The organism is Pseudomonas sp. lyk4-R2A-10 (assembly GCF_030209075.1).
Lineage (GTDB): Bacteria > Pseudomonadota > Gammaproteobacteria > Pseudomonadales > Pseudomonadaceae > Aquipseudomonas > Aquipseudomonas glycinae.
In genome coordinates this window covers 185335-211276 of record NZ_JARVSR010000002.1, presented here as the reverse complement: position 1 = coordinate 211276, position 25942 = coordinate 185335, and the positions used below count along the sequence as shown (strand labels likewise).

Here is a 25942-nt window from a genome sequence, read left to right as displayed (position 1 = left end):
CAGCCCCTGCGGAGAACAACAAATGCTGACGATCTACTCTGACGATCACCACCTGCACCATGGCCGCTGCGAATTGATCGACGGGCAACTCAAGCCTTGCTTCGAGATGCCGTCGCGCGCCGACCACGTGCTGCAACGGGTAAAAAATCAAAACCTCGGCCCGGTCGAAGCACCGAAGGATTTCGGCCTCGGGCCGATCGAGCGCATTCACAGCCGCGACTACCTCGACTTTTTCAAAGGCGCCTGGGCACGCTGGACCGAATTCAACACCGACGGCGACTTGCTGCCTTACACCTGGCCGGCGCGCACCTTGCGTCAGGTCAAGCCGACCAGCCTGCACGGCCAGCTCGGTTATTACAGCTTCGACGGCGGCGCGCCGATCACCGCCGGCACCTGGCAAGCGGCGTACAGCGCGGCGCAAGTGGCACTGACCGCACAAGCGGAAATCCAGCGTGGCGCCCGTGGGGCCTTCGCCCTGTGCCGTCCGCCGGGACACCACGCTGCCGGTGATTTGATGGGCGGTTATTGCTACCTCAACAACGCCGCCATCGCCGCGCAGGCATTCCTCGATCAGGGCCACAAGAAGGTCGCGATCCTCGACGTCGACTACCACCACGGCAATGGCACCCAATCGATTTTCTACGAGCGCAGCGACGTGCTGTTCACCTCGATCCATGGCCACCCGGAAGCGGAATTCCCGTTCTTCCTCGGCTACGAAGACGAACGCGGGGAAGGCGCCGGGGAAGGCTTCAACTTCAACTATCCGCTGCCAGCCGGTTCCGGCTGGGATATCTGGAGTGCGGCACTGGATCAGGCCTGCCAGGAGATCGACAACTACGGCGCCGACATCATCGTCGTGTCGCTGGGTGTGGACACCTTCAAGGACGATCCGATTTCGCAGTTCAAGCTCGACAGCCCGGACTACCTGGCCATGGGCAAGCGCATCGCGGCCCTCGGCAAACCGACCCTGTTCGTCATGGAAGGTGGCTACGCGGTGGAAGAAATCGGCATCAACGCGGTGAACGTGCTTGAAGGTTTCGAACAATGAGCAGACTCAAGCAATTCATCGCGCCGGCGTTGTGCGCGGCGCTGCTGAGCGGCGCCGCACACGCCGAAGAACGCACCCTGCGCGTCTACAACTGGTTCGACTACATCACCCCCAAGGCGCTGGAAGATTTCAAGGCGCAGAACAGCCAGACCAAACTGGTCTACGACATCTTCGACACCAACGAAGCACTGGAAGCCAAGCTGCTGACCGGCAACTCCGGCTACGACGTGGTGGTGCCGTCCAACGTGTTCCTCGCCAAGCAGATCGAGGCCGGGGTATTCCAGCCGCTGGATCGCAGCCAGTTGCCGAACTGGAACCACCTCGACCCGAAACTGATGAAGCTGATCGAAGCCAACGATCCGGGCAACCAGTTCGCCGTGCCGTACATGTACGGCACCATCCTGATCGGCTTCAACCCGGCCAAGGTCAAGGCCGCGCTGGGCGACAACGCGCCGGTGGACAGCTGGGACCTGATCTTCAAGGAAGAGAACATCAGCAAGCTCAAGCAGTGCGGTGTGGCCCTGCTCGATTCGCCGTCGGAGATCCTGCCGCTGGCCCTGCAACACCTCGGCCTGGATCCCAACAGCAAGAACCCGGCGGACTACGCCAAGGCTGAAGCGCTGTTGATGAAGATTCGCCCGTACGTGACCTACTTCCATTCGTCCAAGTACATGGCCGACATCGCCAACGGCGACATCTGCGTCGCGGTCGGTTATTCGGGCAGCTTCTCGCAAGCGGCCAACCGTGCGAAGGAAGCGAAGAATGGCGTGGTGGTGGACATGCGTCTGCCGAAAGAAGGCGCGCCGATCTGGTTCGACATGCTCGCGATCCCGAAAGGCGCGAAGAACCCGCAGGACGCCTACACCTTCATCAACTACCTGCTGCAACCGCAGGTGATCGCGCCGGTCAGCGATTTTGTCGGTTATCCGAACCCGAACAAGGACGCCACCGAACTGGTCGACCCGGCGATTCGCAACAATCCGAATCTGTACCCGACCGATGCGGCGATGAATACGCTGTACACCCTGCAGCCATTGCCGCGCGATGCGGAACGGGCACGCACGCGCGCGTGGACGAAGATCAAATCCGGCACCTGAGACCTGCTCATCCAACCCAGACCCGCCCCGGCGGGTCTTTGGATACCGACACTGCGTCTTCACTCACCCCAGGCTTGCCGCAAACGGGCCAGGGCCGACTCGATCGCCGGCTCCGGCACCGCCGCAAAACCCAGCACCAGACCGGCGCGCTGATCGAGCGGCGTCGTCGAGTCCGGCAGCCAATATTTGCTCAAGCCATTGACTTCCACCTTTACCCTGGCGGCCTGTTCGATCAATTGCTGTTCACGGGCCACGCTGTCGACCGCCACGGTGAGATGCAGTCCGGCCGACACGGCTGGCAGTTCGCCGACACCCGCCAGCCCCTCGGGCCAGCCATTGAGAAGTACATTGCGCCGGCTCAGTGCGGCCCGACGCATCCGCCGGATGTGCCGCTGGAAGTGCCCGGCCGCCATGAATTCGGCCATCACCGCTTGAGTGCTCACTTCGGAATGCCGGACATCCACCGCCCGCCGCTGCGCAAACGCCTCCACCAGTGTCGGCGGCAACACCAGATACCCCAGGCGCAGCGCCGGGAACGCGACTTTGCCGAAGGTGCCGACATACAACACGCGGCCCTGGCGGTCGAGCGCCGCCAGCGGGGCCAAGGGTGCGCCGGTGTAGCGATACTCGCCGTCGTAGTCGTCCTCGACGATCCAGCCGCCGGTGCGCTCGGCCCAGGCCAGCAGTTCCAGACGTCGCGCCAGGCTCATCACCACACCGGTCGGGTATTGATGAGACGGTGTGACATACGCCACCCGGCAATCTTCGGCGGCCGCCAGTGCCGCGCAGTCGATGCCCTCCTCATCCACCGCAATGCCGTGCAATCGACCGCCGGCCAGCGCGAACGCATGACCCGCTGCGCGATAACCGGGATTCTCGATGCCCACGCCGGCGCCCGGCTCCACCAGCAACTGTGCACAAAGGCTGATTCCCTGTTGCGCGCCACTGGTGATCACAATTTGCTCAGCCGAGCACTGCATGCCGCGCGAACTGCGCAAATAAGCGGCGATCAGCCCGCGCAGGCGCGCATCGCCCGCCGGGTCGCCGTAACACAGTTGCTGCAAATCGGGTTTGCGCCAGAACGCCGCGTTGAGCTTGGCCCAGACGTCGAACGGGAACAGATCGAACGCCGGAACCCCGACCCGGAATGCTCGCGGCGGACCGCTCGGTGGCGTCGGTAAATGGTTCTGCTCAAGCCGCTGCAAGGCACCACTGTGGATAACTTTGCTGGATAAATCCCCAGTGGAATTGGCCGAAATTGTGGATAAGGCTGTGGGTAAGCCTGTTGAAAACCCTGTGGATACTTTTGTGGATAATTTTTTCGCGGGCGCCACCGATTGCGGTAACTGCGCCACATAAGTGCCATCCCCGACCCGGCCTTCAATGAAACCTTCGGCATACAGTTGATCGTAGGCACGCACCACACTGTTGCGGGAAATCCCCAACGCTGCCGCCAGATCGCGGCTGGCCGGCAGGCGCGTGCCGCTGGCCAGGCGCCCGTCGAGCACCCGCAGGCGCAAGGCCTGATAGAGCTGACGGCTCAGGCCTTTGCGGCGGTCGAGCTCGATACCGGCAGGGTTGAACGGCAGCGACAGCGTGGTCGAATCGGGCATGACAATGGACCTATGAAATTGGTCATCAATGGCTCTTACAACAGACCAATAGCCTGCCTACGATGCAGGCATTCGCCAAGGAAATTTTCTCCATGTACACGCCCCGCGCCTTTGCCATCGACGACCTGTCCCAACTGCACGAACTGATCCTCGCCACCCGCCTCGCCATATTGGTCACCCATGGCGAACAAGGCTTGCAGGCCAGTCATGTGCCAGTGCTGCTGCATCGTGAACAAGGTCCGAACGGCACGCTGTACGGGCATCTGGCCAAGGCCAATCCGCAGTGGAAAGACCTGCGCGACGGCGCCGAGGCGATGGTGATTTTTCCCGGTGCCGATGCCTACGTCAGCCCGGGCTTTTACCCGAGCAAGGCCGAGCACGGCAAAGTCGTGCCGACCTGGAACTACGTCGCTGTGCACGCCTACGGTCACGCCGAAACCTTCAGCGATGGCGGTCGGTTGCTGGACATCGTCAGCACCCTCACCGACCGCCATGAAGCGGGTCGCGACCAGCCCTGGTCGGTCGACGATGCTCCGGCGGATTACATCGACGGCATGCTCAAGGCCATCGTCGGGTTCGCCATTCCGATCGACCGCCTCGAAGGCAAGCGCAAGCTCAGCCAGAACCGCAGCGCCGAAGATATCGCCGGCGTACGCGAAGGCCTGGCCGCCAGCCCCGACATCAACGATCAAACCCTCGCTCACTTGATGCGTTAAGGAAATCACCATGAGTCAGATCGACATCCGCCCGGTCAGCGCCGCCGATCACGCGGCGTGGCTACCGCTGTGGCAGGCCTACCTGCGCTTCTACAACACGGAATTGCCGGACGCCGTCAGCCAAAGTACCTGGCAGCGATTTCTCGACCCGAACGAGCCGACCCACGCCGCCCTCGCCTGGGCCGACGGCAAAGCGGTGGGCATGGTGCATTTCATCTACCATCGTTCGAACTGGAGCATCGAAAACTCCTGCTACCTGCAAGACCTGCTGGTGGAGCCGCAAACCCGTGGCACCGGCGTCGGCCGCCTGCTGATCGAACACGTGTACGCCACGGCCAAGGCCGACGGTTGCTGCAAAGTGCACTGGCTGACCCACGAAACCAATGCCACGGCGATCCAGCTCTACGAGCGCATCGCCGAACGCCCGGGTTTCATCCAGTTTCGCAAAGCCATTTAAGGAGCCACGTGCATGACGAATTCTCTTGCTGACTGGAAAGGCGTACCGCCGCCCTCCACCACCCTGATCGAAGGCCGCTTCATCCGCCTGGAAAAACTCGACCCGACGCGGCACGGCGACGACCTGTTCAACGCTCTGCAAGGCCCCGGCGCAGACCCGAAACTCTGGGATTACTTGCCCTACGGCCCGTTTCCCGAGCGCAGCGCCTTCAATGACTGGCTGAACAACCACGCCGCCCACAGCGATCCTTATTTCTTCAGCGTCATCGACCGCGCCAGCGGCCAGGTGCAAGGCATCCTCAGCCTGATGTCGATCGTCCCGGCCCAGGGCCGCATCGAAATCGGCCACGTCACCTTTGGCGCGCCGATGCAGCGCTCGCCGAAAAGCACCGAGGCGGTCTACCTGCTGGCCAAAGAATCCTTCGCCCTCGGCTACCGCCGCCTCGAATGGAAATGCAACAACGGCAACGCCCGCTCCAAATACGCTGCCGAGCGCCTGGGCTTCAGCTTCGAAGGCGTGTTCCGCCAGCACATGGTGGTCAAGGGCCAGAACCGTGACACCGCGTGGTACTCGATTCTGGACTCGGAATGGCCGGCGATTGCGGCGGGGTTCGAGCGCTGGTTGAGCGATGAGAATCAGACGGCGAATGGGCAGGTGAAGGGGTTGGTTGAGTGCCGCGGTTGAGCCAGTGAACGTAAAAGAGCGCAGCCTGCGGCATCTCATTCAAGCGATGTCCAAGGCTGCGATTTCGACTCTGCACCACCGTCGGATCTGCAATGAATTGCAGATGAACGTCCAAATCTGAGGCCTGAACTGCAAAAGAATGCACATAGGCCGTACATCATTCTGTAAAAACCCTCCGCTATACAGGACGCCCCGCTTATAACAAAAAGGACGTTCTGCCCATGCCCTTCCCGCCCCAGCGCCTGTCGTTTGCCATTGCCCTGCTGATCGCCACCAGCGCCGCCCACGGCAAGACCGTGCAGATCGACACCGCCACCACCGCGTCGCAAACATTGGGCGGTAAAGACACACTGACGATTTCGGCGCCGGGCAGCATCACCAACAGCGGCAAGGCTGTGAGCCTGAAGGACGGCACCAGCGGCGTCGGTGTGATCATCGATAACGCCGGCAAGATCATTTCCAGCGGCGGCCGGGCCATCGACAGCAGCGGCGACCTGACCCAGGCACGCAACTACGCCATCTATAACCGCAGCGGCGGGCAGATTCTCGGTTCCAACGACGCGATTCGCATCGACAGCAACTTCGTCAGCGGCAGTCTGTTGATCGACAACAGCGGCACCATTCGCTCAACCACCGGCCAGGGGCTGGATCTGGATGCGTTGCGCAGTGACGGGGTGAAAACCACGATCATCAACCGCGCGAGCGGGCTGATTCGTGGCGACGCCAGCGACGGCATGAAAACCGGCGCCAACGCGACCATCAGCAACTACGGCGAGATTTCCACTGGCGACTCGCACAACGCCGATCAGAAGTTCGACGGCATCGATATCGACACCGCGACCGGCGTCACCGTGACCAACTACGGCGTGATTTCCGGCGGCCGTCATGGCATCACCACCGACCTCGGAGCAACGCTGGTCAACTACGGGCAGATCATCGGGCGCAACGGCTCCGGTTTCGGTTCCGACGGCGACGGCACGGTGATCAATCACGGCACCATCACCGGCGCCTATTCAGGGTTGCAAGCCAATGGCGACGGTGACGGCGTAGACATCGACAACATCGCTCACATCGAAAACTACGGCACCATTCAGGGCGTCGGCGCCGGCGGTGTGGACAAGGGCGGTTTCGCCAATGGCAGTGAAGGCATCGCGCTGGGCGGCGGTTACATTCTCAACGCCAAGGATGCGCTGGTCAGCGGCGCCAACAGCGCGATTCTGGTGGACGACGGCAGCGGTGGTTCAGGGCTGGCGGCCACCACGCTGGAGAACTACGGCACGATCCAGGGCCTCGACGGTTTCGGCGTGAAGTTCGTCGGTGAATTCGCCGACAGCGTGATCAACGGCGGCGCCATCAGCGGCAGCAACGGTCTGGCGCTTGACCTGGGCGGCGGCGATGACAGCCTGACCCTGCGCAACGGCAGCCGCTTTGTCGGCGTGGTCGACGGTGGCAGCGGATATGACCGCGTGGTGATGGACGACGCGGCGGGCGGCAGCTTCGGTGCCAGCCGCAATTTCGAATGGCTCGAGATCAAACAAGGCGCCTGGACGCTCACCGGCAGCGGCGACTTCAGCGACGGCGGTGCCGTGCGCAAAGGCGCCACTTTGGTCAACCAGGGCGGCATCGCCGGCAATCTGACCGTGGACGCCGGTGGTGTGTACGCCGGGGGTGGTTCAGTGGGCAACCTCAGCGTCAATGGCACGTTGCGCACCGACACCCGCTTCGGCACCGCGACCGTCGTGCACGATTTGAACATGAGCAGCACATCCACCCTCGCCTACGGCGTCAACGCCGATGGCAGCAGCGCGCCGGTTCAGGTCGGCGGCACGGCCAACCTCAACGGCGCGACGCTGGCGGTCAATCCCGGCAGCGGCACCTATCCGTGGCAGAGCCATTACACGGTGCTGCAGGCTGCGCGGGTCAACGGCACATTCGGTGCAGTCACCAGCGACTACGCCTTCCTCACGCCGACCCTCGCTTACACGCCGACTCAGGTCGATCTGACCTACACCCGCAATGACGTGGCGTTCAATGAATTCGCCGCCACCGGCAACGGCAGCAACGCCGCCAACAGCCTGGCCTCGATCGGCAAGAACAATGCGCTGTACAACGCCTTGCTCAACACCACTCAAAGCAGTGCAGGCGCGGCCATCGAGCAACTGGCCGGTGCCAGCAACGCCAACCTGACCAGCGCCACCCTCGGCGCCAGCAGCCAGATCGGCAGCAGCATGCTCTCGGCGATGCAGCAAACGGGTGGCAGCCCAGGCTTGATGGTCGGCCTCGATCAGCGTGATACGCCGATCCTCGCAGCCAACGGCGTACCGTCCGAAGCGCGAAACCTGAATGATCCGAACGCCCGGGGCCGGCTCTGGCTGCAGGCCATCGGCGGCTACGGCAAGCTCGATGGCGAACACGGCAGCAGCGGCCTGGAACAACGCACCAAAGGCAGCGTGCTCGGTGCCGACTGGGCACTGAATCCGCAATGGCGTCTGGGTGTGCTCGGTGGCTATTCGAAGACCGATCTGGATGCCACCGGCGTCGACGGCAATGTCGAGAGCTGGCACGCCGGTGTTTATGCGCAGCATCAAAACGGCCCGCTGGCCTTGCGCCTGGGCGCGGCTTACAGCGGTCATCAGGGCGAAAGCAAGCGCACCATCGCGTTCAACGGTTTCAGCGACCGCCCCAAAGGCGATTACGATGCCGACAGCCAGCAAGCCTTCGCCGAACTCGGCTACGCCATGGGCACTGGCCGGCTCAGCGCCGAACCGTTCGCCAGCCTCGGCTATCAGCGTTATCACCGCGAGCGCTATCAGGAAAAGGGCGGTGCGGCGGCGTTACAAGTTGACAGTCAGACTCAGGACAACTTCAGCAGCACCTTCGGCCTGCGCCTGGCGCACCTCGGCTCGCTGGACAATGGCATGAGCTTCACCCCGCGAATGGCCGCCGGCTGGAAGCACACCTACGGCGATGTCAGCAGCTCGACCCGTCAGGCGTTTGTGGTCGGCGGCACGGCGTTCAGTGTCGATGGCAGCTCGCTGGATCGTGACAGTCTGGTGCTGGAAGCAGGGCTGGATCTTGGTATTTCCGCGCGGCATACGCTGGGCCTGGGATACAGCGGCGAGATTGGCAGCAACAGCCGTAATCACGGGTTGATCGGGCAATGGCAGATGAGTTTTTGAGATTTCGCCAATCTGGATTTCAGCGGAAGTTGTAGGTAAAGGCGTCTGGATGGTTGGGTAATCATGGCGGGCTCGCCTCCCGCCGACGACCGGGCTACAAAAGCAGACGCGATCACCTGCATGTGGCTCGGAATTGCCCGGCATCGGTGGACCGGCATCGACTTTTACAGTTTGGCCTCATTTCACCTGAGGCAAACGGAATGCCCATTCAATGCAAATACAAGCTCCAACATCTTGTCCTCGCGGTTGCGCTGGCAGTCGGTTGCGTAGAGTTTTCTCTTGCGGAGCAGACTGAGCCAGACACGTCTGTCGTGAAAGAGGTGAAACCCAAGAACCCGCGCAAACCTAAGGACAAACCTGCTCCGCTCAAGCTCGCTGAAGAAACAACGCGTGAGGAAAAGATCGCTCCCCCCCTGGAAAAAATCCCCGTCAGCACTGAGATTCCCGTGGTCCCCGCTCACACAGCCGACGACATTTCATCCAAAAAAATTGCCACGACAGAGAGCGGCAGCGCACTCAAAGAAAGCCTGGAAAAACCAGCGCCCTTACCGGAACCGGTTCTGGCCGAAACGCCTGCGACTCAACAAGCCTCATTGGCTGACCAGCCACCGTCAACGGACTCCCCTTCACCAGCAGGCAACTCAGCCATTGCGGCTCTGCTCGCTGCCGACGAAACCACCGCAGCACTCGCCCTCAATCAATTGTCCGGCGGCAGCAACGCCAACCTCGCCAAGGCCACCTTGAGCAGCGTCACACCGGTCAGCGCCAGCCTGCTGTCGGCCATGCTTCAGCTCGACGACCAGCATGACAACCAGCCAAGCGCACCCCGCCACGCGGCCGGAAACGCCGAGAGCGGCAGGATCTGGCTGCAAGCCCTCGGTCATAGCGGCAAACTGGATCGCGATGTGGAGCCCATGCAGCATTCCACCAAAGGACTGCTGCTCGGTGCGGACTGGCGCCTCAACGAAGAATGGCGACTGGGCTTGATGGGCGGCACCTCCGACACACGTATTGATAGCAAGGAACTGGACGGCGATCTCGACAGTTGGCACCTCGGCGCCTACGCCATGCGCCAGACCGGTCCGTTGGCACTTCGGCTCGGCGCAGCCTGGAGCAACCATGAAGGCAGTACCCGTCGCGAAGTCGCGTTCGGCCGCTTCCATGACCGACTCAAAGGCAACTACCAGGCCAGCACCCAGCAAGTGTTCATCGAGTCGGGATACAACCTGGGGCGGGCCAACGTCAGCATCGAGCCCTTTGTCGGCCTCGGCTACCAACGCTACCAGCGCAACGGCTACACCGAGAAAGGCGGAGCGGCGGCACTCAAGGTTCACGCTCAATCCCAGGGTAACTTCAACACTACCGTCGGTCTGCGCATGGCGAACGTCAGCACACTGGATAACGGTATGCGCCTCACGCCACGATTCAGCGCGGGATGGAAACACGTTTACGGCGAGACCTACACCAGCACCCGACAACGTCTGGTCACCGGCGGCCATGGCTACACCGTTTACGGCGCAGAGCTGGATCGCAATAGCCTGACGCTGGACACCGGGCTTGATCTGGCCGTCTCGTCCAGCCACACATTCGGCATTGGCTTGTCGGGCGAGATCGGTACCGACAGCCGAAACCACAGCATCTCAGGCAGGTGGCAAATGACGTTCTGATACAACTTGGCGATGGCACCTGTCAGATCTGACAGTAGACCGGATGTCAGGGGCAGACTTAGCCTGAGTGAGTGGAATCCGCTGCTGAAGGTGCAGATTCCGCTCCACTCACAAGGAGTTCAGACGATGAAACCTTCCGACGCCACTGATGCAAACCCCACGCTTCCTGGGGAAGTAACACCTGGGCAAGCTCTGGTTCTGAAAAATGAAAATACGCACTCGCTGACGGGGATTTTTCGCGTTCTTTTCAAAAATGGAGAGGTCGAGAATTCGGTTTCGGTCTGTAGATTCGAGCCAGATACAATGTTCTTTAGCGTTCCTAAAGTCATGGCAAAGGGAGCCTACGAAGTCATAGGCAAGTATGCCAGCACGACTTCCCCTCTGCCGGAAGAACGCGTTTTGGGAACAGTGCAAGTCCGCACTTCAGATACCTGAATAAAAAAAGGGGAGCACATGCTCCCCCGAGGTTTAAAGCGTTGTATCGATGCTGTTATCTCAGCCTTCGATCTCGATCAGGATTTCGCCCGGGTTGACCCGGTCGCCCTTGGCAACGTGGATGGCGGTGACCTTGCCGGCAATCGCCGCCTGGACTTCGGTCTCCATCTTCATCGCTTCGGTGATCAGCACAGCCTGGCCGGCCTTGACGGTGTCGCCTTCCTTGACCAGCACATCGACGATGTTGCCCGGCATGGTAGTGCTGACGTGGCCCGGTGCAGAGGCTTGCTTGCGCTTGCTGCTGCCGCCGCCGACGAATTCGTTGAGCGGTTCGAACACCACTTCTTCCGGCATGCCGTCGATGGACAGGTAGAAGTGACGCTTGCCCTCAGCCTTGACGCCGACACCGGTGATGTCCACGCGGTAGGTTTCGCCGTGGACGTCGATGACGAACTCGGTCGGTACGCCTTCGCCACCGGCCGAAGCCACCTTGCCCGCTTCCGGGATCGGCAGCAGCACTTCCGGGGTGAGGGTGCCGGCGGCACGCTCCTCGAGGAACTTGCGGCCGATGTCCGGGAACATCGCGAAGGTCAGCACGTCTTCTTCGGACTTGGCCAATGCGCCGATATCGGCACGCAGCTTGGTCATTTCCGGCTTGAGCAGATCGGCCGGGCGTACGTCGATCACCTCTTCGCTGCCAATGGCCTGACGACGCAGCTTCTCGTTCACGGTGCCCGGCGCTTTGCCGTAGCCGCCTTGCAGGTAGAGCTTCACCTCGTTGGTGATGGTCTTGTAGCGCTCGCCGGCCAACACGTTGAAGAACGCCTGGGTGCCGACGATCTGCGAAGTCGGGGTCACCAGCGGCGGGAAGCCGAGGTCTTCACGTACGCGCGGGATCTCCGCCAGCACTTCGCCCATGCGGTTGAGAGCGCCCTGCTCTTTCAACTGGTTGGCCAGGTTGGAAATCATCCCGCCCGGCACCTGGTTGACTTGAACACGAGTGTCGACGGCAGTGAATTCGCTTTCGAACTGGTGGTACTTCTTGCGCACGGCGTAGAAGTACAGACCGATCTCTTGCAGCAGCTCCAGATTCAAACCGGTGTCGAACTCGGTGCCTTTCAGCGCAGCAACCATCGATTCGGTGCCAGGGTGACTGGTGCCCGACGCGAAGCTGGAGATCGCGGTGTCGATGTGGTCGGCACCGTTTTCAATGGCCTTGAGCTGGCACATCGCTGCCAGGCCGGCGGTGTCGTGAGAGTGGATGAACACTGGCAGCGACTGCTCGGCTTTCAGTGCACGCACCAGCTCACCGGTGGCGTACGGGGTCAGCAGACCGGCCATGTCCTTGATCGCCACCGAGTCGCAACCCATGGCTTCCATTTGCTTGGCCTGGGCAACGAACGCGTCGATGGTGTGCACCGGACTGGTGGTGTAAGCAATGGTGCCCTGGGCGTGTTTGCCGGCAGCTTTCACCGCTTCGATCGCCACGCGCAGGTTACGCACATCGTTCATCGCGTCGAAGATGCGGAACACGTCGATGCCGTTGACCGCGGCCTTGGCGACGAACGCCTTGACCACGTCATCGCTGTAGTGGCGGTAGCCCAGCAGGTTCTGCCCGCGCAGGAGCATTTGCAGACGGGTGTTGGGTAGCGCGGCGCGCAGCTGGCGCAGGCGCTCCCACGGGTCTTCTTTCAGGAAACGTACGCAGGCGTCGAAGGTTGCGCCGCCCCAGCATTCCAGTGACCAGTAGCCGACTTTGTCGAGCTTGTCGCAGATCGGCAGCATGTCTTCGGTGCGCATGCGGGTGGCGAGCAGCGATTGGTGGGCGTCGCGCAGGATGGTGTCGGTTACGAAAATCTTTTTAGTCATTGTTCTATTCCTCACAGGCCTGCGTGGGCGGCGATGGCGGCGGCGATGGCCAGGGCCAGCTCTTCGGGTTTGCGCTTGATCGAGTAGTTGGTCAGTTCGGGGTGGCTTTCGACGAAGCTGGTATTGAACTGGCCGCTACGGAATTCCGGGTTGCGCAGGATTTCCTGGTAGTACGCGGCGGTGGTCTTCACGCCTTGCAGGCGCATGTCGTCGAGGGCGCGCAGACCACGGTCCATCGCCTCTTCCCAGGTCAGTGCCCAGACCACCAGTTTCAGGCACATCGAGTCGTAGAACGGCGGAATGGTGTAGCCGGTGTAGATCGCCGTGTCGGTACGCACGCCAGGTCCGCCGGGGGCGTAGTAACGGGTGATCTTGCCGAAGCTCGGCAGGAAGTTGTTCTTCGGGTCTTCGGCGTTGATCCGGAATTGCAGGGCAAAACCGCGATGCTGGATGTCCTCCTGCTTCACCGACAGCGGCAGCCCGGAGGCGATGCGGATCTGTTCGCGGACGATGTCGATCCCGGTGATTTCTTCGGTGATGGTGTGTTCCACCTGCACCCGGGTATTCATCTCCATGAAGTACACCTCGCCCTCGGCGAGCAAAAACTCCACGGTGCCGGCGTTCTCGTAACCCACGGCCTTGGCCGCACGCACCGACAGGTCGCCGATGTAGGCGCGCTGTTCCGGGGTCAGCTGCGGGCTCGGGGCGATTTCGATCAGCTTCTGGTTACGGCGCTGGATCGAGCAGTCACGTTCGAACAGATGCACGACGTTGCCGAAGCTGTCGCCGAGTATCTGCGCTTCGATGTGCTTGGGATTGACGATGCATTTTTCCAGGAACACTTCCGCCGAACCGAAGGCCTTGGTGGCTTCGGAAATGACGCGAGGGAAGTTCTGTTCGAGTTCTTCGCGGCTGTTGCAGCGACGGATACCGCGACCGCCACCACCGGAAGTGGCCTTGAGCATCACCGGGTAACCGATGCGGTCGCCCTCGCTCAATGCTTCCTCGATGCCGGAGACGTTGCCTTCGGTGCCCGGCGTGACCGGCACGCCGGCCTTGATCATGCTGCGGCGCGCTTCGGTCTTGTCGCCCATGCGGCGGATGACTTCCGCCGACGGGCCGATGAATTTGATCCCGCGTTCGGCGCAGATGTCTGCCAGCTCGGCGTTTTCCGAGAGGAAACCGTAGCCGGGGTGCAGCGCATCGCAACCGGTTTCCACGGCCAGGTTCACCAGCTTGCGCGGGTTCAGGTAACCGGCCAGCGGCTCGGCACCAATGCTGTGGGCCTCGTCCGCACGCTTCACATGCAAGGCATGCCGGTCGGCGTCGGAGTAGATCGCGACCGAGCGGATGCCCATCTCGGCGCAGGCACGCACGATTCGTACGGCAATCTCACCACGGTTGGCGATCAGGATCTTTGTTATCACTTGGAGGTTCCCTTGAGCCGGTGGCACCACGACCTGCTAGACCAGGTCGGCACGTGACCAAATGTTTCAATCTGGTCTCGGCTCCACACTAGCGCTGCCAAGGGATTAACAAAAATGAATAAAAATTGGGTCAGGCATAAGTAAAGACTTATAGTCAGCGCATCAGCCAACGGCCAGAGTCGGTAGAAAATGCGTAAGTCCTTGATGCGTATGACATTGCGTCAATTGCAGATCTTCAACGAAGTGTGTGATTTGCGCTCCTACAGCCGCGCTGCCGAAGAAATGTCGCTCACACAACCGGCCGTCAGCCTACAGATTCGTCAGCTAGAAGAGCTGATCGGCCAGCCATTATTCGATTACGTCGGCAAAAAGCTCTACATGACCGAAGCGGCCGAAGCACTTCAGCGCGCCAGCCGGGACATTTTCGGCCGCCTGGAAAACCTCGACATGCAACTGTCGGACATGCAGGGCTCACTGCAGGGCCAGTTGAAGCTGGCGGTGGAATCCAGCGCCAAATACTTCGTGCCGCACCTGTTCGCGGCGTTCAAGCGCCAGCATCCCGAAGTAAACCTGCAACTGACGGTGGTCAACCGTGGCCAGGTCATCCGCCGGCTCTCCGACAACCGCGACGATCTGGTGATCATGTCGATGGTGCCACAGGACATGGGCCTGGAGTTCCTGCCGTTCCTCAACAATCCGATCGTCGCCGTGGCGCGTCCGGATCATCCGTTGGCACACATGGGCCCGCTGCGCTTGCAGGATCTCGAACCGTATACCTTGCTGATCCGCGAACCCGGCTCGGGCACGCGACTGGCCTGCGAGGAGTATTTCAAAGAGAAGCGCGTGCACTTCACCCAGACCCAGGAAGTGGCGTCAGCCGAAGCCCAGCGTGAATGCGTGGTGGCGGGTCTGGGCCTGGCGCTGTTGACACGCCACGCCCTGAACCTGGAGCTGGCGACCGGCGGCCTGGTCGAGCTGCCAGTCGAAGAGTTGCCGCTGTTTCGCAGTTGGTGCCTGGTGCAAGCCAAAGCCAAACGGCTGTCACCGGTGGCGCACGCCTTCCTGGCGTTTATCCGCAGCGAACGGGTGCAGATCAGCGCGCTGGTTGAGCGCTTCGACGGGAAGCTGCCGGTGCTGCCTGCCAGTGATTGATGTCCTCGGGAAAATCGCCGATTTCGGCCTGAAGCTGGCGGAGTTCGAAGCGATCTTCGATAGCGCGGCGAAACTCCATGCGGCGCTGGTCTTCCTGCTGACGACGGGTTTTCGCGGCGCTGTTGCGTTCTTCGTAAGGCTGAGCCATTTCGAGTCTCCCAAGGCGATTACGGGAGTTTCACGATAGGCTTGGGGGATGACGGTTTAGCTTCGTCGGGGTTACAGGCAGATGAAGATTGCCGTCACCCCAAGACAATCAGTCGTCCAGCGCTTTTACCGATTTTGGCGACAGCCGCAAGCTGCGCAGGCTGCGCTTGACGCTCTTGAGGTGGTTGACCAGGCTCGGCCCGCGCGCCATGGCCACGCCCATCGCCAATACGTCGATCACCACCAGGTGAGCGATACGCGAAGTCAACGGGGTGTAGATTTCGGTGTCTTCGTGAACGTCGATCGCCAGGTTGACGGTCGACAGCTCGGCCAGCGGCGTCTGGCTCGGGCACAAGGTAATCAGCGACGCCCCGCTCTCGCGAACGAGGTTGGCGGTGATCAGCAGGTCTTTGGAGCGGCCGGACTGGGAAATGCAGATCGCCACGTCGGTGGGCTTCAGCGTCACCGCCGACATCGCCTGCATGTGCGGGTCGGAATACGCCGCTGCCGTCAGCAGCAGACGGAAGAACTTGTGCTGCGCATCCGCCGCCACCGCGCCCGACGCACCAAAACCATAGAACTCGACGCGCTGGGCCTGGGACATCAGCGTCACCGCCCGTTGCAGCTCCAGAGGATCGAGCTTTTCGCGAACCTCCATCAGCGTGTGCAAGGTGGTGTCGAAGATTTTCAGGCTGTAGTCGGCGACGGAATCGTCTTCATGGATCGCGAACTGACCGAAGCTGGCGCCGGCCGCGAGGCTTTGCGCGAGCTTGAGTTTCAGATCCTGGAAACCGGAGCAACCAATGGCCCGGCAGAAGCGCACGATGGTCGGCTCGCTGATGCCGACGCTGTGGGCCAGGTCGGCCATGGAACTGTGCATCACCGCCGCAGGGTCAAGCAGCACGTGGTCGGCGACCTTGAGCTCCGACTTGCGTAACAGGTGACGTGACTGGGCGATGTGTTGCAGCAGATTCAAGGGGCTGGACTCTTGTTATGGAAAGATGTGCTTTGGCCAGATGCCGGGGATGTAGCAAGCTTGTAGTTATACTACATGAATCGGCTTTTTGCCTGCTCAATGCGTAACTGGATCCCCCCGGATCAGGCGACATGCGCTGCATGTAGCCCTTTACAGCGGTTTTTCCTGTTCACGCAGCAACGCGGCAAGGCCGACCGCCTCCACCGGACGGCTGATCAGATAGCCCTGCACCTCGTCGCAACCTTCAGCTTTCAGAAACGCCAGTTGCTCGGAACGCTCGACACCTTCGGCGACAACTTTCAGTGACAACCCGTGAGCCATCGCAATGATCGCCCGGGTGATCGCCGCGTCTTCGCTGCCCTCGCCCAATCCACGGATAAAGGCCTGATCGATCTTCACGTAGTCCACCGGAATCCGTTTCAGATAGCTCAGCGATGAATAGCCGGTACCGAAATCGTCGATGGCCAGCTTCACCCCCAGATCCCGCAACTGCTGGAACGTGGCGATGATGTGTTCGACGCTGTCGAGCAACTGGCTTTCGGTCAGCTCCAGTTCGAGGTAGTGCGGCGCCAGCCCGGTTTCCTCCAGCACCTGGCGCACCAGACTGACCAGTTTGCCCTGACGCAGTTGATGCACCGACAGGTTCACCGAAACCCGGATCGGCGCCAGCCCCTGACGCTGCCATTCGCACGCCTGCCAGCAGGCCTGGCGCAGCACGAACTCACCGATCGGCCCGATCAGCCCTGTCTCCTCCGCCAGACCGATGAAATCCCCCGGCGGTACCCGGCCCATGGTCGGGTGATCCCAACGCACCAGCGCTTCCGCCGCGTTGAGACGGCCGGTCGCCAGGCACAGTTTCGGTTGATAGAAGACGTTGAGCTGCTTGTCCTCGATGGCTTTGCGCAGCTGGTTTTCCAGTTGCAGGCGTTCCAGCGTGCTGGCCTGCAGGCTGTCGGTGTAGAACTGGAAGTTGTTGCCGCCCAGGTGCTTGGCATGTTGCATGGCCATGTTCGACTGGCTGACCAGCGCGGAAATCTCCCGCGCATTGTCCGGCAGCATGCTGATGCCCATCGAGGCACTGACCACCAGTTCATGCCCTTCGACCGTCAACGGCAGTCGCAGCTTGCTCGACAACCGGGTAGCGACCCGCGCCAGGCTCGACAGGTTGCCGTAGGCGTCGAACAGTACCGCGAACTCATCGCCGGACAGCCGGGCGATGGTGTCGGCTTCCGGAAGAGCATTGACCAGACGCCGGGACATCTTTTGCAGCAACTGGTCGGCGATCTCGTGACCGAGGCTGTCGTTGAGCAGCTTGAAGCGATCCAGATTGATGTGCAGCAACGCCAGACTCCGACGCCCGCCCTGTCGCACGCGCTGATGGGCTTCGTGCAGGCGTTCGCGAAACAGCGAGCGATTGGCAAGGCCAGTGAGCTCGTCGTAGTGGGTCAGGTAGCGCATGCGCTCTTCGGATTCGCGGCGCGCCGACAGATCGGCGAAGAAGCCGACGATATGGCTCACATTGCCCCGACTGTCGCGCACGGCATTCAGCTGCAGCCACTGCGGATACAGCTCGCCGTTCTTGCGGGTTTCCACCAGTTCGCCCTGCCAGCTGCCGTGCTGCTCCAGCGCGTGGCGGATCGCGACGTAGTGCCGACGGGCGTCGCGACTGCAAGGCAATTCGACGACGTTGCGCCCGAGCATGTCGCCGATGTCATAGCCGGTGACCCGACTGAAGGCCTGATTGATGGCGATCAGCGAATAATTCGGGTCGAGGATCACGATGCCTTCGCTGGCGGCCTCGAACACCGTCGCAGCCAGCTGCTGCTGGGCTTCCAGGCTTTTGCTGACGCTGATGTCGCGGCGGGTGCCGACCATGCGGATGACCCGACCGTTCTCGTCGCGCTCTACCGCCCGCCCACGGTCTTCGATCCAGACCCAGTGGCCGTCGCCGTGGCGCACGCGGTACTCGATCTGATAGTCCTCGGTGCGCCCCTTCAAGTGCTCGATCAACGCTCGCTTGAGCGGCGGCACGTCTTCCGGGTGCAGGCGTGGCCGCAGGTGCCTGAGCAGCCCGGTGACGTATTCCGGATCAATACCGAACAGTTCCTGAATCTGCGTGTGGTGAACTTCGTCGGTTTGCAGGTTCCAGTCCCACAGCCCCAGCTCACTGGCCTTCAACGCCAGGGCCAGGCGCGCCTCGCTCTTGCTCAGGGCCTGGTTGGCGACGTCCAGTTCCCGGCTGCGCTGGGCGACCCGGTCTTCCAGTTCGACCTGGGCTTCGCGCAGCTTGCTCTCGGCGCAGCGCCGGTGTTCGATTTCCTTCGCCAGCTCCTGATTGAGCTGTTCGCTGCGGGTTTGCGCTTGTTGCAGGTGTTCGATCAGGTGCTGGTTCTGGAAGCGCCGCAGCAAACCGCGATCGATCAGCCGATTGACCTGCCACGCCACCACGCTCAGCGAGCCGAGCAGGATCAGCCCGAGCCAGCCCCAGCCGCGCGCCAGTTCGTCACCGCCCCAGAACAGATAGCCGATGGCCGGCAACAGGCACGGCAAGGTAAAGGAAAGAAAGGCCGGAATGCTCACGGCGTAGGCCACGCTGGCCGACAGGGTCGCGGCGCCGATCAGGCCGAACACCCAGGCCTGCTGCATGAAGTTGTCGGCCGGAACCAAAGCGATGCCGGCACCGGCCAGGGTCAGACCGGTCATGGTCGAGCCGAGCAGGAACATCCGCCCCCAGATCGGCTGGGCCTGGCGATCGGGAATCGCCGAGTCGAACGCAGCGACCTGAATCACCCGCAACGCCACCAGCGACAACAGCCACACCAGCCAGACGCTGACCACAAAGTAACGCTGCGGGCTCCAGAGCAGGCCGGCGCAGACCAGACCATTGATCAACATGAACAGGGTGGGCAACAGCGAACCCTGATAAAGAAGGCGCGTGCGCTCGACCGCCATCTGGGTGGCGTAAAGCTTGCGGATCACCCGAGGCTCCAAGGAGGGGCCCGACAGGTCGAAGCTGAGGGTCATAGGCAACGTTCTTGTTCTTATAAGTGTGAGCATGCGCCCGGAAACGTGGACGGAGCATACACAAGCCGAACCACTTGCCAAACTGCCCCAGATCATAATTTCACCGAAACTTTTCCACCGCTCGTCACCCGCCAAAGCCCCGATGCCAGGCGGGCCAACGCCTGTAGCCGGTGACCGACCGGTCGTCATCGGCAGCACTTTCATCGGCTAATGCAAAGCTCGGTTTGCCCGGGCCTGCGGCGCACCCTAGAATGCCCCGATGCGCGATGATCTCTCCCTTCTGCTGAACTCCCTCAACGATGCCCAACGCCAGGCCGTAGCGGCTCCCGTTGGTCGTCAATTGGTCCTGGCCGGTGCCGGCTCCGGCAAAACCCGAGTGCTGGTGCACCGTATCGCCTGGTTGATCCAGGTCGAGAACGCCTCGCCCCACTCGATTCTGTCGGTGACCTTCACCAACAAGGCCGCTGCCGAGATGCGTCACCGCATCGAACAATTGCTGGGCATCAATCCGGCCGGCATGTGGGTCGGCACCTTCCACGGCCTGGCGCACCGCCTGCTGCGGGCGCACTGGCAGGAAGCCGGGCTGAGCCAGACCTTCCAGATTCTCGACAGCGACGACCAGCAACGCTTGGTCAAGCGGGTGATCCGCGAGCTGGGGCTGGACGAGCAACGCTGGCCGGCCCGTCAGGCCCAATGGTTCATCAACGGGCAGAAAGACGAAGGTCTGCGTCCGCAACACATTCAAGCCAGCGGCGATCTGTTCCTGGCCACCATGCGCGGCATTTATGAAGCGTACGAGGCCGCATGCCAGCGTGCCGGCGTCATCGATTTCTCCGAACTGCTGCTGCGCGCCCTCGACCTGTGGCGCGACCACCCGGGCCTGCTGGCGCACTACCAGAAGCGCTTCCGACACATTCTGGTGGACGAATTCCAGGACACCAACGCCGTGCAGTACGCCTGGTTGCGTCTGCTGGGCAAGGGCGGCGACAGCCTGATGGTGGTCGGCGACGACGACCAGTCGATCTACGGCTGGCGCGGCGCGAAAATCGAGAACATCCACCAGTATTCTTCGGACTTCCCGGACTCGGTGACCATCCGTCTGGAGCAGAACTACCGCTCCACGGCCGGCATCCTCAAGGCCGCCAACGCCCTGATCGCCAACAACACCGGGCGTCTGGGCAAAGAGCTGTGGACCGATGGCGGCGATGGCGAAGCGATCAATCTTTACGCCGCCTTCAACGAGCACGATGAAGCACGCTACGTTGTCGAAACCATCGAAAGCGCGCTGAAAACCGGCTTGGCCCGCAGCGATATCGCGATTCTCTACCGCTCCAACGCCCAATCGCGCGTTCTGGAAGAAGCCTTGCTGCGTGAACGCATTCCGTACCGCATCTATGGCGGCCAGCGCTTCTTCGAGCGGGCGGAAATCAAGAACGCCATGGCTTACCTGCGTTTGCTGGAAGGTCGCGGCAATGATGCGGCCCTGGAGCGGGTGATCAACGTCCCGGCGCGCGGCATCGGCGAGAAAACCGTCGAAGCGATCCGCGACCATGCCCGTCACAGCGATGTGTCGATGTGGGAAGCCATGCGCCAGCTGGTGGCCAACAAAGGCCTGACCGGTCGCGCCGCCGGTGCGCTGGGCGCGTTTATCGAACTGATCGAAAACCTGGCTGCCAAGTGCGCCGAGATGCCGTTGCACCTGATGACCCAGACCGTCATCGAGCAATCCGGACTGATCGCCTACCACGAAGCGGAAAAAGGCGAGAAAGGCCAGGCCCGGGTGGAAAACCTTGAGGAACTGGTCAGCGCTGCGCGCAACTTCGAGAACACCGAAGAAGACGAAGAACTGACGCCACTGGCGGCATTTCTCGGCCACGCTTCACTGGAGGCCGGTGACACCCAGGCCGACGAGCACGAAGACAGCATTCAGTTGATGACCCTGCACAGCGCCAAGGGCCTGGAATTCCCTTACGTGTTCCTGGTGGGCATGGAAGAAGGCTTGTTCCCGCACAAGATGAGCCTGGAAGAGCCGGGACGCCTTGAGGAAGAACGGCGCCTGGCCTATGTCGGCATTACCCGGGCGATGCAGAATCTGGTGATGACCTATGCTGAAACCCGACGCCTGTACGGCAGCGAAACCTACAACAAGGTGTCGCGTTTCGTACGGGAAGTACCGAAAGGCCTGATTCAGGAAGTACGCCTGTCCAACAGCGTCAGCCGGCCGTTCGGCGGTAACCAGTCGATGGGCGGCAGCAACCTGTTCAGCGGCAGCGAGATTCCGGAAACCGGCCTGAGCCTTGGCCAGGCTGTCCGTCACTCGATCTTCGGCGACGGCGTGATCCTCAACTTCGAAGGCGCCGGCGCCCAGGCCCGGGTGCAGGTGAATTTCGCCGAAGGCAGCAAGTGGCTGATGCTCGGGTACGCGAAGCTGGAAGCCATATAAGTCACCGTTCGTTCCCGCCCCCGGCGCGGGAACGAACACTGGAGGCAACGTCGATGGGCACTGGCTTCTTTTCCTCCTGGACATTCTGGGCCCTGCTCTCGGCCACCTTCGCCGCACTGACGGCCATCTTCGCCAAGATCGGCATCGAAAACGTCAACTCCGACTTCGCCACCCTGCTGCGCACAATCGTCGTATTGGTCAGTCTGGCCTTGATTTTGTACGCCACGGGCCAATATCAGTCCCTGGGATCGATCTCCGCCAAGAGCTACCTGTTCCTGCTGTTGTCGGGCCTGGGCACCGGCGCTTCATGGTTGTGCTACTTCCGGGCGTTGAAAGTCGGCCCGGCATCGCTGGTCGCCCCGGTGGACAAGCTCAGTGTGGTCTTCGTGGCGGTGCTCGGTGTGATCCTGCTGGGCGAGAAACTCGACCTGCGCCAGTGGGGCGGCATCGGCTTGATCACCGCCGGTGTGGTGATGCTGGCCTTGCGGCGCTGATCCATTTCCTGCTGAACCTATCTCCTTTTCCTACAGACAAAAGTACATGGCCTTATTGTCCTGACCGAGCTGAACGTAACCTGTCAGGCAAAAGCCCGAAACACTCTCTCGCTAGCCAGTAACACTTCAGCTGTGCAACATGGCGCGCGTGTCTCCACAAACGGGAATTCCCTTTATGAAACGTTTTCTTAGCATCGCCATGGCGTTGTGCATCGGCCTGACGATGAGCCTCGACGCCAACGCCAAGCGCTTTGGTGGTGGCAAAAGCGCCGGCGCTGCGCCGACGCACCAGACCAGCCAGATGGCTCCTTCTTCCCCAGGCATGGGCGGCGCTGCGGCGACCGCTGGTGCTGCCGGTGCCGCGGGCGCTGCGGCCAAGGCCGGCGGTGCTTCGAAATGGCTCGGCCCTCTGGCCGGCATCGCGGCCGGTGGCCTGCTCGCTTCCATGTTCATGGGCGGCGGCTTCGAAGGCATGCAGTTCTTCGACATCCTGATCATGGCCGTGATCGCGTTCGTGATCTTCCGCTTCATCGCCGCCCGTCGCCGCAAGCAGCAGGAGCAGTTCGCTCCGGCCGGCGCGCCGATGCAGCGTGAAGTGTTCGAACAGAAACCGGCAGCCATGGGTTCGATCTTCGGTGGTTCGGCCGCGCCTGCTGCCACCCGTCCGGTGATCAACGCGCCGGCCTGGTTCAACGAACAGCGCTTCCTCGAAGCTGCCCGCAGCCACTTCCAGGCGCTGCAGCAGCACTGGGACGCCAACGAAATGGACAAGATCGCCGAGTTCGTGACTCCGCAGATGTTCGAGTTCCTCAAGCGCGAACGCGCGGAGCTGGGTGACGCCTTCCAGTCCACCTACATCGACAATCTCCAGGTGCAACTGGATGGCGTGGATGACCGTGCGGACAAGACCATCGCCACCCTGACCTTCAACGGCGTGTCGAAGACCTCGCGTTTCGACCAGCAGGGCGAAGTGTTCAGCGAAAGCTGGAACATGGAACGTCCACAGGGCGACAACCAGCCTTGGCTGGTCGCCGGTATCCGCCAGAACGGCTGATCACCTACGACGTTTTACGTGTAGCAATGAAAACCCCGGCCTCGGCCGGGGTTTTCTATTTCGCGGTTGCATCTATAGCGAGCTACTGTATAAACCGCCCCATATAAACCGCGCCATTCAAGCAAGAGGATCCCGGACGTGGAAGAAATCATCGAACAACTGCGCGAAGCCAACGAACCCGTACCGGTTCCTTTGGAGTTGCCCGACGAAGACCAGTTGGTGGAAATCGAAGAAGAACTCTTCATCAACATCCCGTTCGTCTTCAAAGAGTTTCTGCTGACCGTCAGCGACGTGGTTTACGGCAGCCTGGAGCCAGTGACCGTCACCGACCCGCAATCCCACACCTACCTGCCGGACGTCGCTGCCAACGCCTGGGATGCCGGCGTGCCGCGGGACCTGATCCCGATCTGCCAGGACGGTGACGACTACTACTGCGTCGAAGAAGACGGCACCGTGGTGCTGTGGTCGGGCGAAGAAGAACTGATCACCGAAGAGTCCTGGGAATCGGTCTGGCACTGGGCGCGGGACGTTTGGCTGGAAAGCTGAAACGCCCCACTTCCATGGGTGGTCAGTGCCCCGACGGCTCCTTGTGGTTGTCGAGGGTTTCCAGCAGGGCCACCTGCATCCGCGTGTGCACCCGGATGAACCAGCGCCAGAGCAGCGCCGCCACGGCGGCCGCGACCACGGCGATCAGCACCAGCAACTTGTTGGTCGGCAAGATACTGGCCGACAAGGCTGCCAGCAGCAGGAAAATCACCAGCAGCGAGATGATCGGGATCACTTCGGCGATCACCCGGCGCACTCGCTGTGTGTGACGCCCGGCCATTTCCGGCTTCACACCCATCTCCGCCAGCAACATCGACAGCGCCTTGAGCTTGCGATAGGCCGCGATCAGGAACGGCAACGACACCAGCAACGCCCCGCCCCAGATCAACGCCTTCTGCCAGCTTGGGTCGATGATCCATTCCTGCATCCAGATCGAGAGGCGCCCGGCAAAGAAAGCGCCGGCAAAGAAGATCGCGATCACCAGCGCCAGATTGACCCCGACCTGCAGCAGGATCCGCCGGATCATCGACGCCAGCATCGCGCCCTCACCCTGCGGCTGAATGCTACGCAGCCATTCGCCGTACATTCCGAACACTCGACCGAGGCGCTGCGGCATCGCGGCTGACAGCTTGATCGACAGCGGATCGGCAGCCCGGATCAGGTACGGCGTCAGCAACGTAGTAATCACCGAAACCGCCACGGCCACCGGATACAGGAAGTTGCTGGTGACCTGCAGGGTCATCCCCAGCGCCGCGATGATGAAGGAGAATTCGCCAATCTGCGAAAGCCCCATCCCGACCCGCAGTGAGGTGCGTCCGTCATTACCCGCGATAAAGGCACCCAGACCGCAGGACAGCATCTTGCCCAGCACCACGGCCACAGTGATCACCGCGATCGGCCACGCGTACTGCAGAAGAATCATTGGGTCGAGCATCAGGCCGATGGCGACGAAGAAGATCGCGCTGAACAGGTCGCGAACCGGCTCGATCAGGCGCTCGATTTTCAGCAGTTGCCGCGACTCGGCCATGATCGCGCCGATCAGGAACGCGCCGAGCACCATGCTGTACTCAAGCTTGACCACCAGCAGGCAGAAACCGAAACACAGGCCCAGCACGGTGATCAGCAGCATCTCGTTGCTTTCGAACCTGGCGACGTAAGCCAACAGACGCGGCACCAGCAGAATGCCGACTACCAGGGCGACGATCATGAACAGCGAGAGCTTGCCGACCGTGGAAAACACTTCGCCGGAGCTCACCGTGCCGCTGACCGCAATGCTCGACAGCAAGGCGATGATGCCGATGCCAAGAATATCCTCGACGATCAGCACGCCGAAGATCAGCTGCGCGAAGCGCTCGTTTTTCATCTTCAGGTCGTTGAGCGCCTTGACGATGATGGTGGTCGAGGAAATCGCCAGGATCGCGCCGAGGAACAGCGAATCCATGGTGTTCCAGTCGAACCAGCGGCCGATTTCGTAGCCGATCCAGATCATCAGGACAATTTCGAGGAACGCCGCGATGAAGGCCGTGGCGCCGACCTTGAACAGCTTGCGCAGGCTGAACTCCAGACCCAGGCAGAACATCAGGAAAATCACCCCCAGCTCGGCGAGTGTCTTGATGGTTTCTTCGTCGTGGATCAGGCCGAACGGCGGCGTGTGGGGGCCGATGATGAAACCGGCGACGATGTAGCCGAGCACTACCGGCTGCTTGAAGCGGTGGAACAGCACGGTCACCACACCTGCGACCAGCATGATCACCGCCAGATCCTGAATAAAGCTGATGGCATGCATGGTGTGGGCTCCTTGAATGACGAGGCTCACGCAGGCATGGGAAATGTCTGGGCGAGCTGAGTAAAAATCCGCTTTGGGTGTAGGAATCGCCCTTGGGGAGGCGCTTTTGCAGGGTAACACCGCGACTT

Annotated in this window: 20 protein-coding genes; 13 read left to right on the top strand and 7 right to left on the bottom strand. The window is 61.7% G+C overall.

Annotated elements, in window-relative coordinates; translation table 11 throughout:
* Window positions 1-22: 22 nt before the first annotated feature.
* Complete coding sequence (locus tag QRN46_RS03200) at window positions 23-1048, top strand: histone deacetylase family protein (protein ID WP_011336629.1); 1026 nt, start codon at window positions 23-25, stop codon at window positions 1046-1048.
* Window positions 1045-2145 carry a polyamine ABC transporter substrate-binding protein gene (locus tag QRN46_RS03195; protein ID WP_011336630.1) on the top strand — a complete coding sequence of 367 codons (1101 nt, stop codon included), beginning with the start codon at window positions 1045-1047 and terminating at the stop codon, window positions 2143-2145. Before QRN46_RS03200 ends, QRN46_RS03195 begins: the two co-directional genes overlap by 4 nt.
* 59 nt (window positions 2146-2204) lie before the next feature.
* On the opposite strand, the gene pdxR is transcribed toward QRN46_RS03195, so the two are convergent.
* Complete coding sequence (gene pdxR, locus QRN46_RS03190; RefSeq protein ID WP_285354276.1) at window positions 2205-3758, bottom strand: MocR-like pyridoxine biosynthesis transcription factor PdxR; 1554 nt, start codon at window positions 3756-3758, stop codon at window positions 2205-2207.
* A gap of 92 nt (window positions 3759-3850) precedes the next feature.
* On the opposite strand from pdxR, the gene QRN46_RS03185 reads away from it, so the two are divergent.
* The 6 genes from QRN46_RS03185 (at window position 3851) to QRN46_RS03160 (ending at window position 10896) form a co-directional block, all read left to right on the top strand.
* Window positions 3851-4474: an FMN-binding negative transcriptional regulator gene (locus QRN46_RS03185; RefSeq protein ID WP_041475468.1), complete on the top strand. Its 624-nt coding sequence runs from the start codon at window positions 3851-3853 to the stop codon at window positions 4472-4474.
* 10 nt (window positions 4475-4484) lie between these two features.
* Entirely contained in the window at window positions 4485-4931 is a 447-nt protein-coding gene (locus QRN46_RS03180; protein WP_011336633.1) for a GNAT family N-acetyltransferase, read from the top strand.
* A gap of 12 nt (window positions 4932-4943) precedes the next feature.
* Window positions 4944-5615, top strand: coding sequence for a GNAT family N-acetyltransferase (locus tag QRN46_RS03175; RefSeq protein WP_011336634.1), 672 nt, complete (start codon window positions 4944-4946; stop codon window positions 5613-5615).
* A 221-nt stretch (window positions 5616-5836) separates the two neighbouring features.
* Window positions 5837-8794: an autotransporter outer membrane beta-barrel domain-containing protein gene (locus QRN46_RS03170; RefSeq protein WP_285354275.1), complete on the top strand. Its 2958-nt coding sequence runs from the start codon at window positions 5837-5839 to the stop codon at window positions 8792-8794.
* Between the two features lie 200 nt (window positions 8795-8994).
* Window positions 8995-10461 carry an autotransporter outer membrane beta-barrel domain-containing protein gene (locus tag QRN46_RS03165; protein ID WP_350310491.1) on the top strand — a complete coding sequence of 489 codons (1467 nt, stop codon included), beginning with the start codon at window positions 8995-8997 and terminating at the stop codon, window positions 10459-10461.
* Between the two features lie 126 nt (window positions 10462-10587).
* Window positions 10588-10896 (top strand): hypothetical protein, encoded by a 309-nt coding sequence (locus QRN46_RS03160; protein ID WP_064379747.1) that lies wholly within the window; start codon window positions 10588-10590, stop codon window positions 10894-10896.
* 60 nt (window positions 10897-10956) lie between these two features.
* Here QRN46_RS03160 and oadA read toward each other — a convergent pair whose 3' ends face one another.
* Window positions 10957-12765 carry a sodium-extruding oxaloacetate decarboxylase subunit alpha gene (oadA, locus tag QRN46_RS03155; protein ID WP_011336637.1) on the bottom strand — a complete coding sequence of 603 codons (1809 nt, stop codon included), beginning with the start codon at window positions 12763-12765 and terminating at the stop codon, window positions 10957-10959.
* Between the two features lie 11 nt (window positions 12766-12776).
* On the bottom strand, window positions 12777-14192 hold the full coding sequence (locus QRN46_RS03150) for an acetyl-CoA carboxylase biotin carboxylase subunit (RefSeq protein WP_007954255.1): 1416 nt from the start codon (window positions 14190-14192) through the stop codon (window positions 12777-12779).
* Between the two features lie 189 nt (window positions 14193-14381).
* Here QRN46_RS03150 and QRN46_RS03145 point away from each other — a divergent pair, with 189 nt between their 5' ends.
* On the top strand, window positions 14382-15344 hold the full coding sequence (locus tag QRN46_RS03145; protein WP_007954252.1) for a LysR family transcriptional regulator: 963 nt from the start codon (window positions 14382-14384) through the stop codon (window positions 15342-15344).
* On the opposite strand, the gene QRN46_RS03140 is transcribed toward QRN46_RS03145, so the two are convergent.
* The 3 genes from QRN46_RS03140 to QRN46_RS03130 form a co-directional block, all read right to left on the bottom strand.
* Window positions 15286-15492 carry a PA3496 family putative envelope integrity protein gene (locus tag QRN46_RS03140; RefSeq protein ID WP_007954251.1) on the bottom strand — a complete coding sequence of 69 codons (207 nt, stop codon included), beginning with the start codon at window positions 15490-15492 and terminating at the stop codon, window positions 15286-15288. The genes QRN46_RS03145 and QRN46_RS03140 overlap by 59 nt on opposite strands.
* A gap of 108 nt (window positions 15493-15600) precedes the next feature.
* On the bottom strand, window positions 15601-16467 hold the full coding sequence (hexR, locus tag QRN46_RS03135) for a transcriptional regulator HexR (RefSeq protein ID WP_007954250.1): 867 nt from the start codon (window positions 16465-16467) through the stop codon (window positions 15601-15603).
* A gap of 150 nt (window positions 16468-16617) precedes the next feature.
* Window positions 16618-19491, bottom strand: a complete 2874-nt coding sequence (locus QRN46_RS03130) for a putative bifunctional diguanylate cyclase/phosphodiesterase (RefSeq protein WP_041475470.1) — start codon at window positions 19489-19491, stop codon at window positions 16618-16620.
* A gap of 259 nt (window positions 19492-19750) precedes the next feature.
* Between QRN46_RS03130 and uvrD the strand changes: the two genes are divergently transcribed.
* From uvrD to QRN46_RS03110, 4 genes are all read left to right on the top strand, one after another.
* The gene (uvrD, locus tag QRN46_RS03125; RefSeq protein WP_007954248.1) at window positions 19751-21934 is read left to right on the top strand and encodes a DNA helicase II; all 2184 of its coding nucleotides are present in this window, start codon (window positions 19751-19753) and stop codon (window positions 21932-21934) included.
* A 53-nt stretch (window positions 21935-21987) separates the two neighbouring features.
* On the top strand, window positions 21988-22428 hold the full coding sequence (locus tag QRN46_RS03120; RefSeq protein ID WP_011336641.1) for an EamA family transporter: 441 nt from the start codon (window positions 21988-21990) through the stop codon (window positions 22426-22428).
* 175 nt (window positions 22429-22603) lie between these two features.
* The gene (locus QRN46_RS03115) at window positions 22604-23482 is read left to right on the top strand and encodes a Tim44 domain-containing protein (protein WP_285354274.1); all 879 of its coding nucleotides are present in this window, start codon (window positions 22604-22606) and stop codon (window positions 23480-23482) included.
* A gap of 138 nt (window positions 23483-23620) precedes the next feature.
* Window positions 23621-24028, top strand: coding sequence for an SMI1/KNR4 family protein (locus tag QRN46_RS03110; RefSeq protein ID WP_007954245.1), 408 nt, complete (start codon window positions 23621-23623; stop codon window positions 24026-24028).
* A 22-nt stretch (window positions 24029-24050) separates the two neighbouring features.
* Here QRN46_RS03110 and QRN46_RS03105 read toward each other — a convergent pair whose 3' ends face one another.
* Entirely contained in the window at window positions 24051-25814 is a 1764-nt protein-coding gene (locus tag QRN46_RS03105) for a cation:proton antiporter (protein ID WP_285354273.1), read from the bottom strand.
* Window positions 25815-25942: the final 128 nt, after the last annotated feature.

Excerpts from the sequence above, each read along its gene's own strand:
- QRN46_RS03140 (WP_007954251.1), bottom strand. The coding sequence starts at position 15,492 with ATGGCTCAGCCTTACGAAGAACGCAACAGCGCCGCGAAAACCCGTCGT.
- QRN46_RS03115 (WP_285354274.1), top strand. The coding sequence starts at position 22,604 with ATGAAACGTTTTCTTAGCATCGCCATGGCGTTGTGCATCGGCCTGACG.
- QRN46_RS03130 (WP_041475470.1), bottom strand. The coding sequence starts at position 19,491 with ATGACCCTCAGCTTCGACCTGTCGGGCCCCTCCTTGGAGCCTCGGGTG.
- QRN46_RS03105 (WP_285354273.1), bottom strand. The coding sequence starts at position 25,814 with ATGCATGCCATCAGCTTTATTCAGGATCTGGCGGTGATCATGCTGGTC.
- QRN46_RS03165 (WP_350310491.1), top strand. The coding sequence starts at position 8,995 with ATGCCCATTCAATGCAAATACAAGCTCCAACATCTTGTCCTCGCGGTT.
- QRN46_RS03160 (WP_064379747.1), top strand. The coding sequence starts at position 10,588 with ATGAAACCTTCCGACGCCACTGATGCAAACCCCACGCTTCCTGGGGAA.
- QRN46_RS03200 (WP_011336629.1), top strand. The coding sequence starts at position 23 with ATGCTGACGATCTACTCTGACGATCACCACCTGCACCATGGCCGCTGC.
- QRN46_RS03145 (WP_007954252.1), top strand. The coding sequence starts at position 14,382 with ATGCGTAAGTCCTTGATGCGTATGACATTGCGTCAATTGCAGATCTTC.
- oadA (WP_011336637.1), bottom strand. The coding sequence starts at position 12,765 with ATGACTAAAAAGATTTTCGTAACCGACACCATCCTGCGCGACGCCCAC.
- QRN46_RS03170 (WP_285354275.1), top strand. The coding sequence starts at position 5,837 with ATGCCCTTCCCGCCCCAGCGCCTGTCGTTTGCCATTGCCCTGCTGATC.
- uvrD (WP_007954248.1), top strand. The coding sequence starts at position 19,751 with ATGCGCGATGATCTCTCCCTTCTGCTGAACTCCCTCAACGATGCCCAA.
- QRN46_RS03175 (WP_011336634.1), top strand. The coding sequence starts at position 4,944 with ATGACGAATTCTCTTGCTGACTGGAAAGGCGTACCGCCGCCCTCCACC.
- QRN46_RS03180 (WP_011336633.1), top strand. The coding sequence starts at position 4,485 with ATGAGTCAGATCGACATCCGCCCGGTCAGCGCCGCCGATCACGCGGCG.
- pdxR (WP_285354276.1), bottom strand. The coding sequence starts at position 3,758 with ATGCCCGATTCGACCACGCTGTCGCTGCCGTTCAACCCTGCCGGTATC.
- QRN46_RS03185 (WP_041475468.1), top strand. The coding sequence starts at position 3,851 with ATGTACACGCCCCGCGCCTTTGCCATCGACGACCTGTCCCAACTGCAC.
- QRN46_RS03120 (WP_011336641.1), top strand. The coding sequence starts at position 21,988 with ATGGGCACTGGCTTCTTTTCCTCCTGGACATTCTGGGCCCTGCTCTCG.
- QRN46_RS03195 (WP_011336630.1), top strand. The coding sequence starts at position 1,045 with ATGAGCAGACTCAAGCAATTCATCGCGCCGGCGTTGTGCGCGGCGCTG.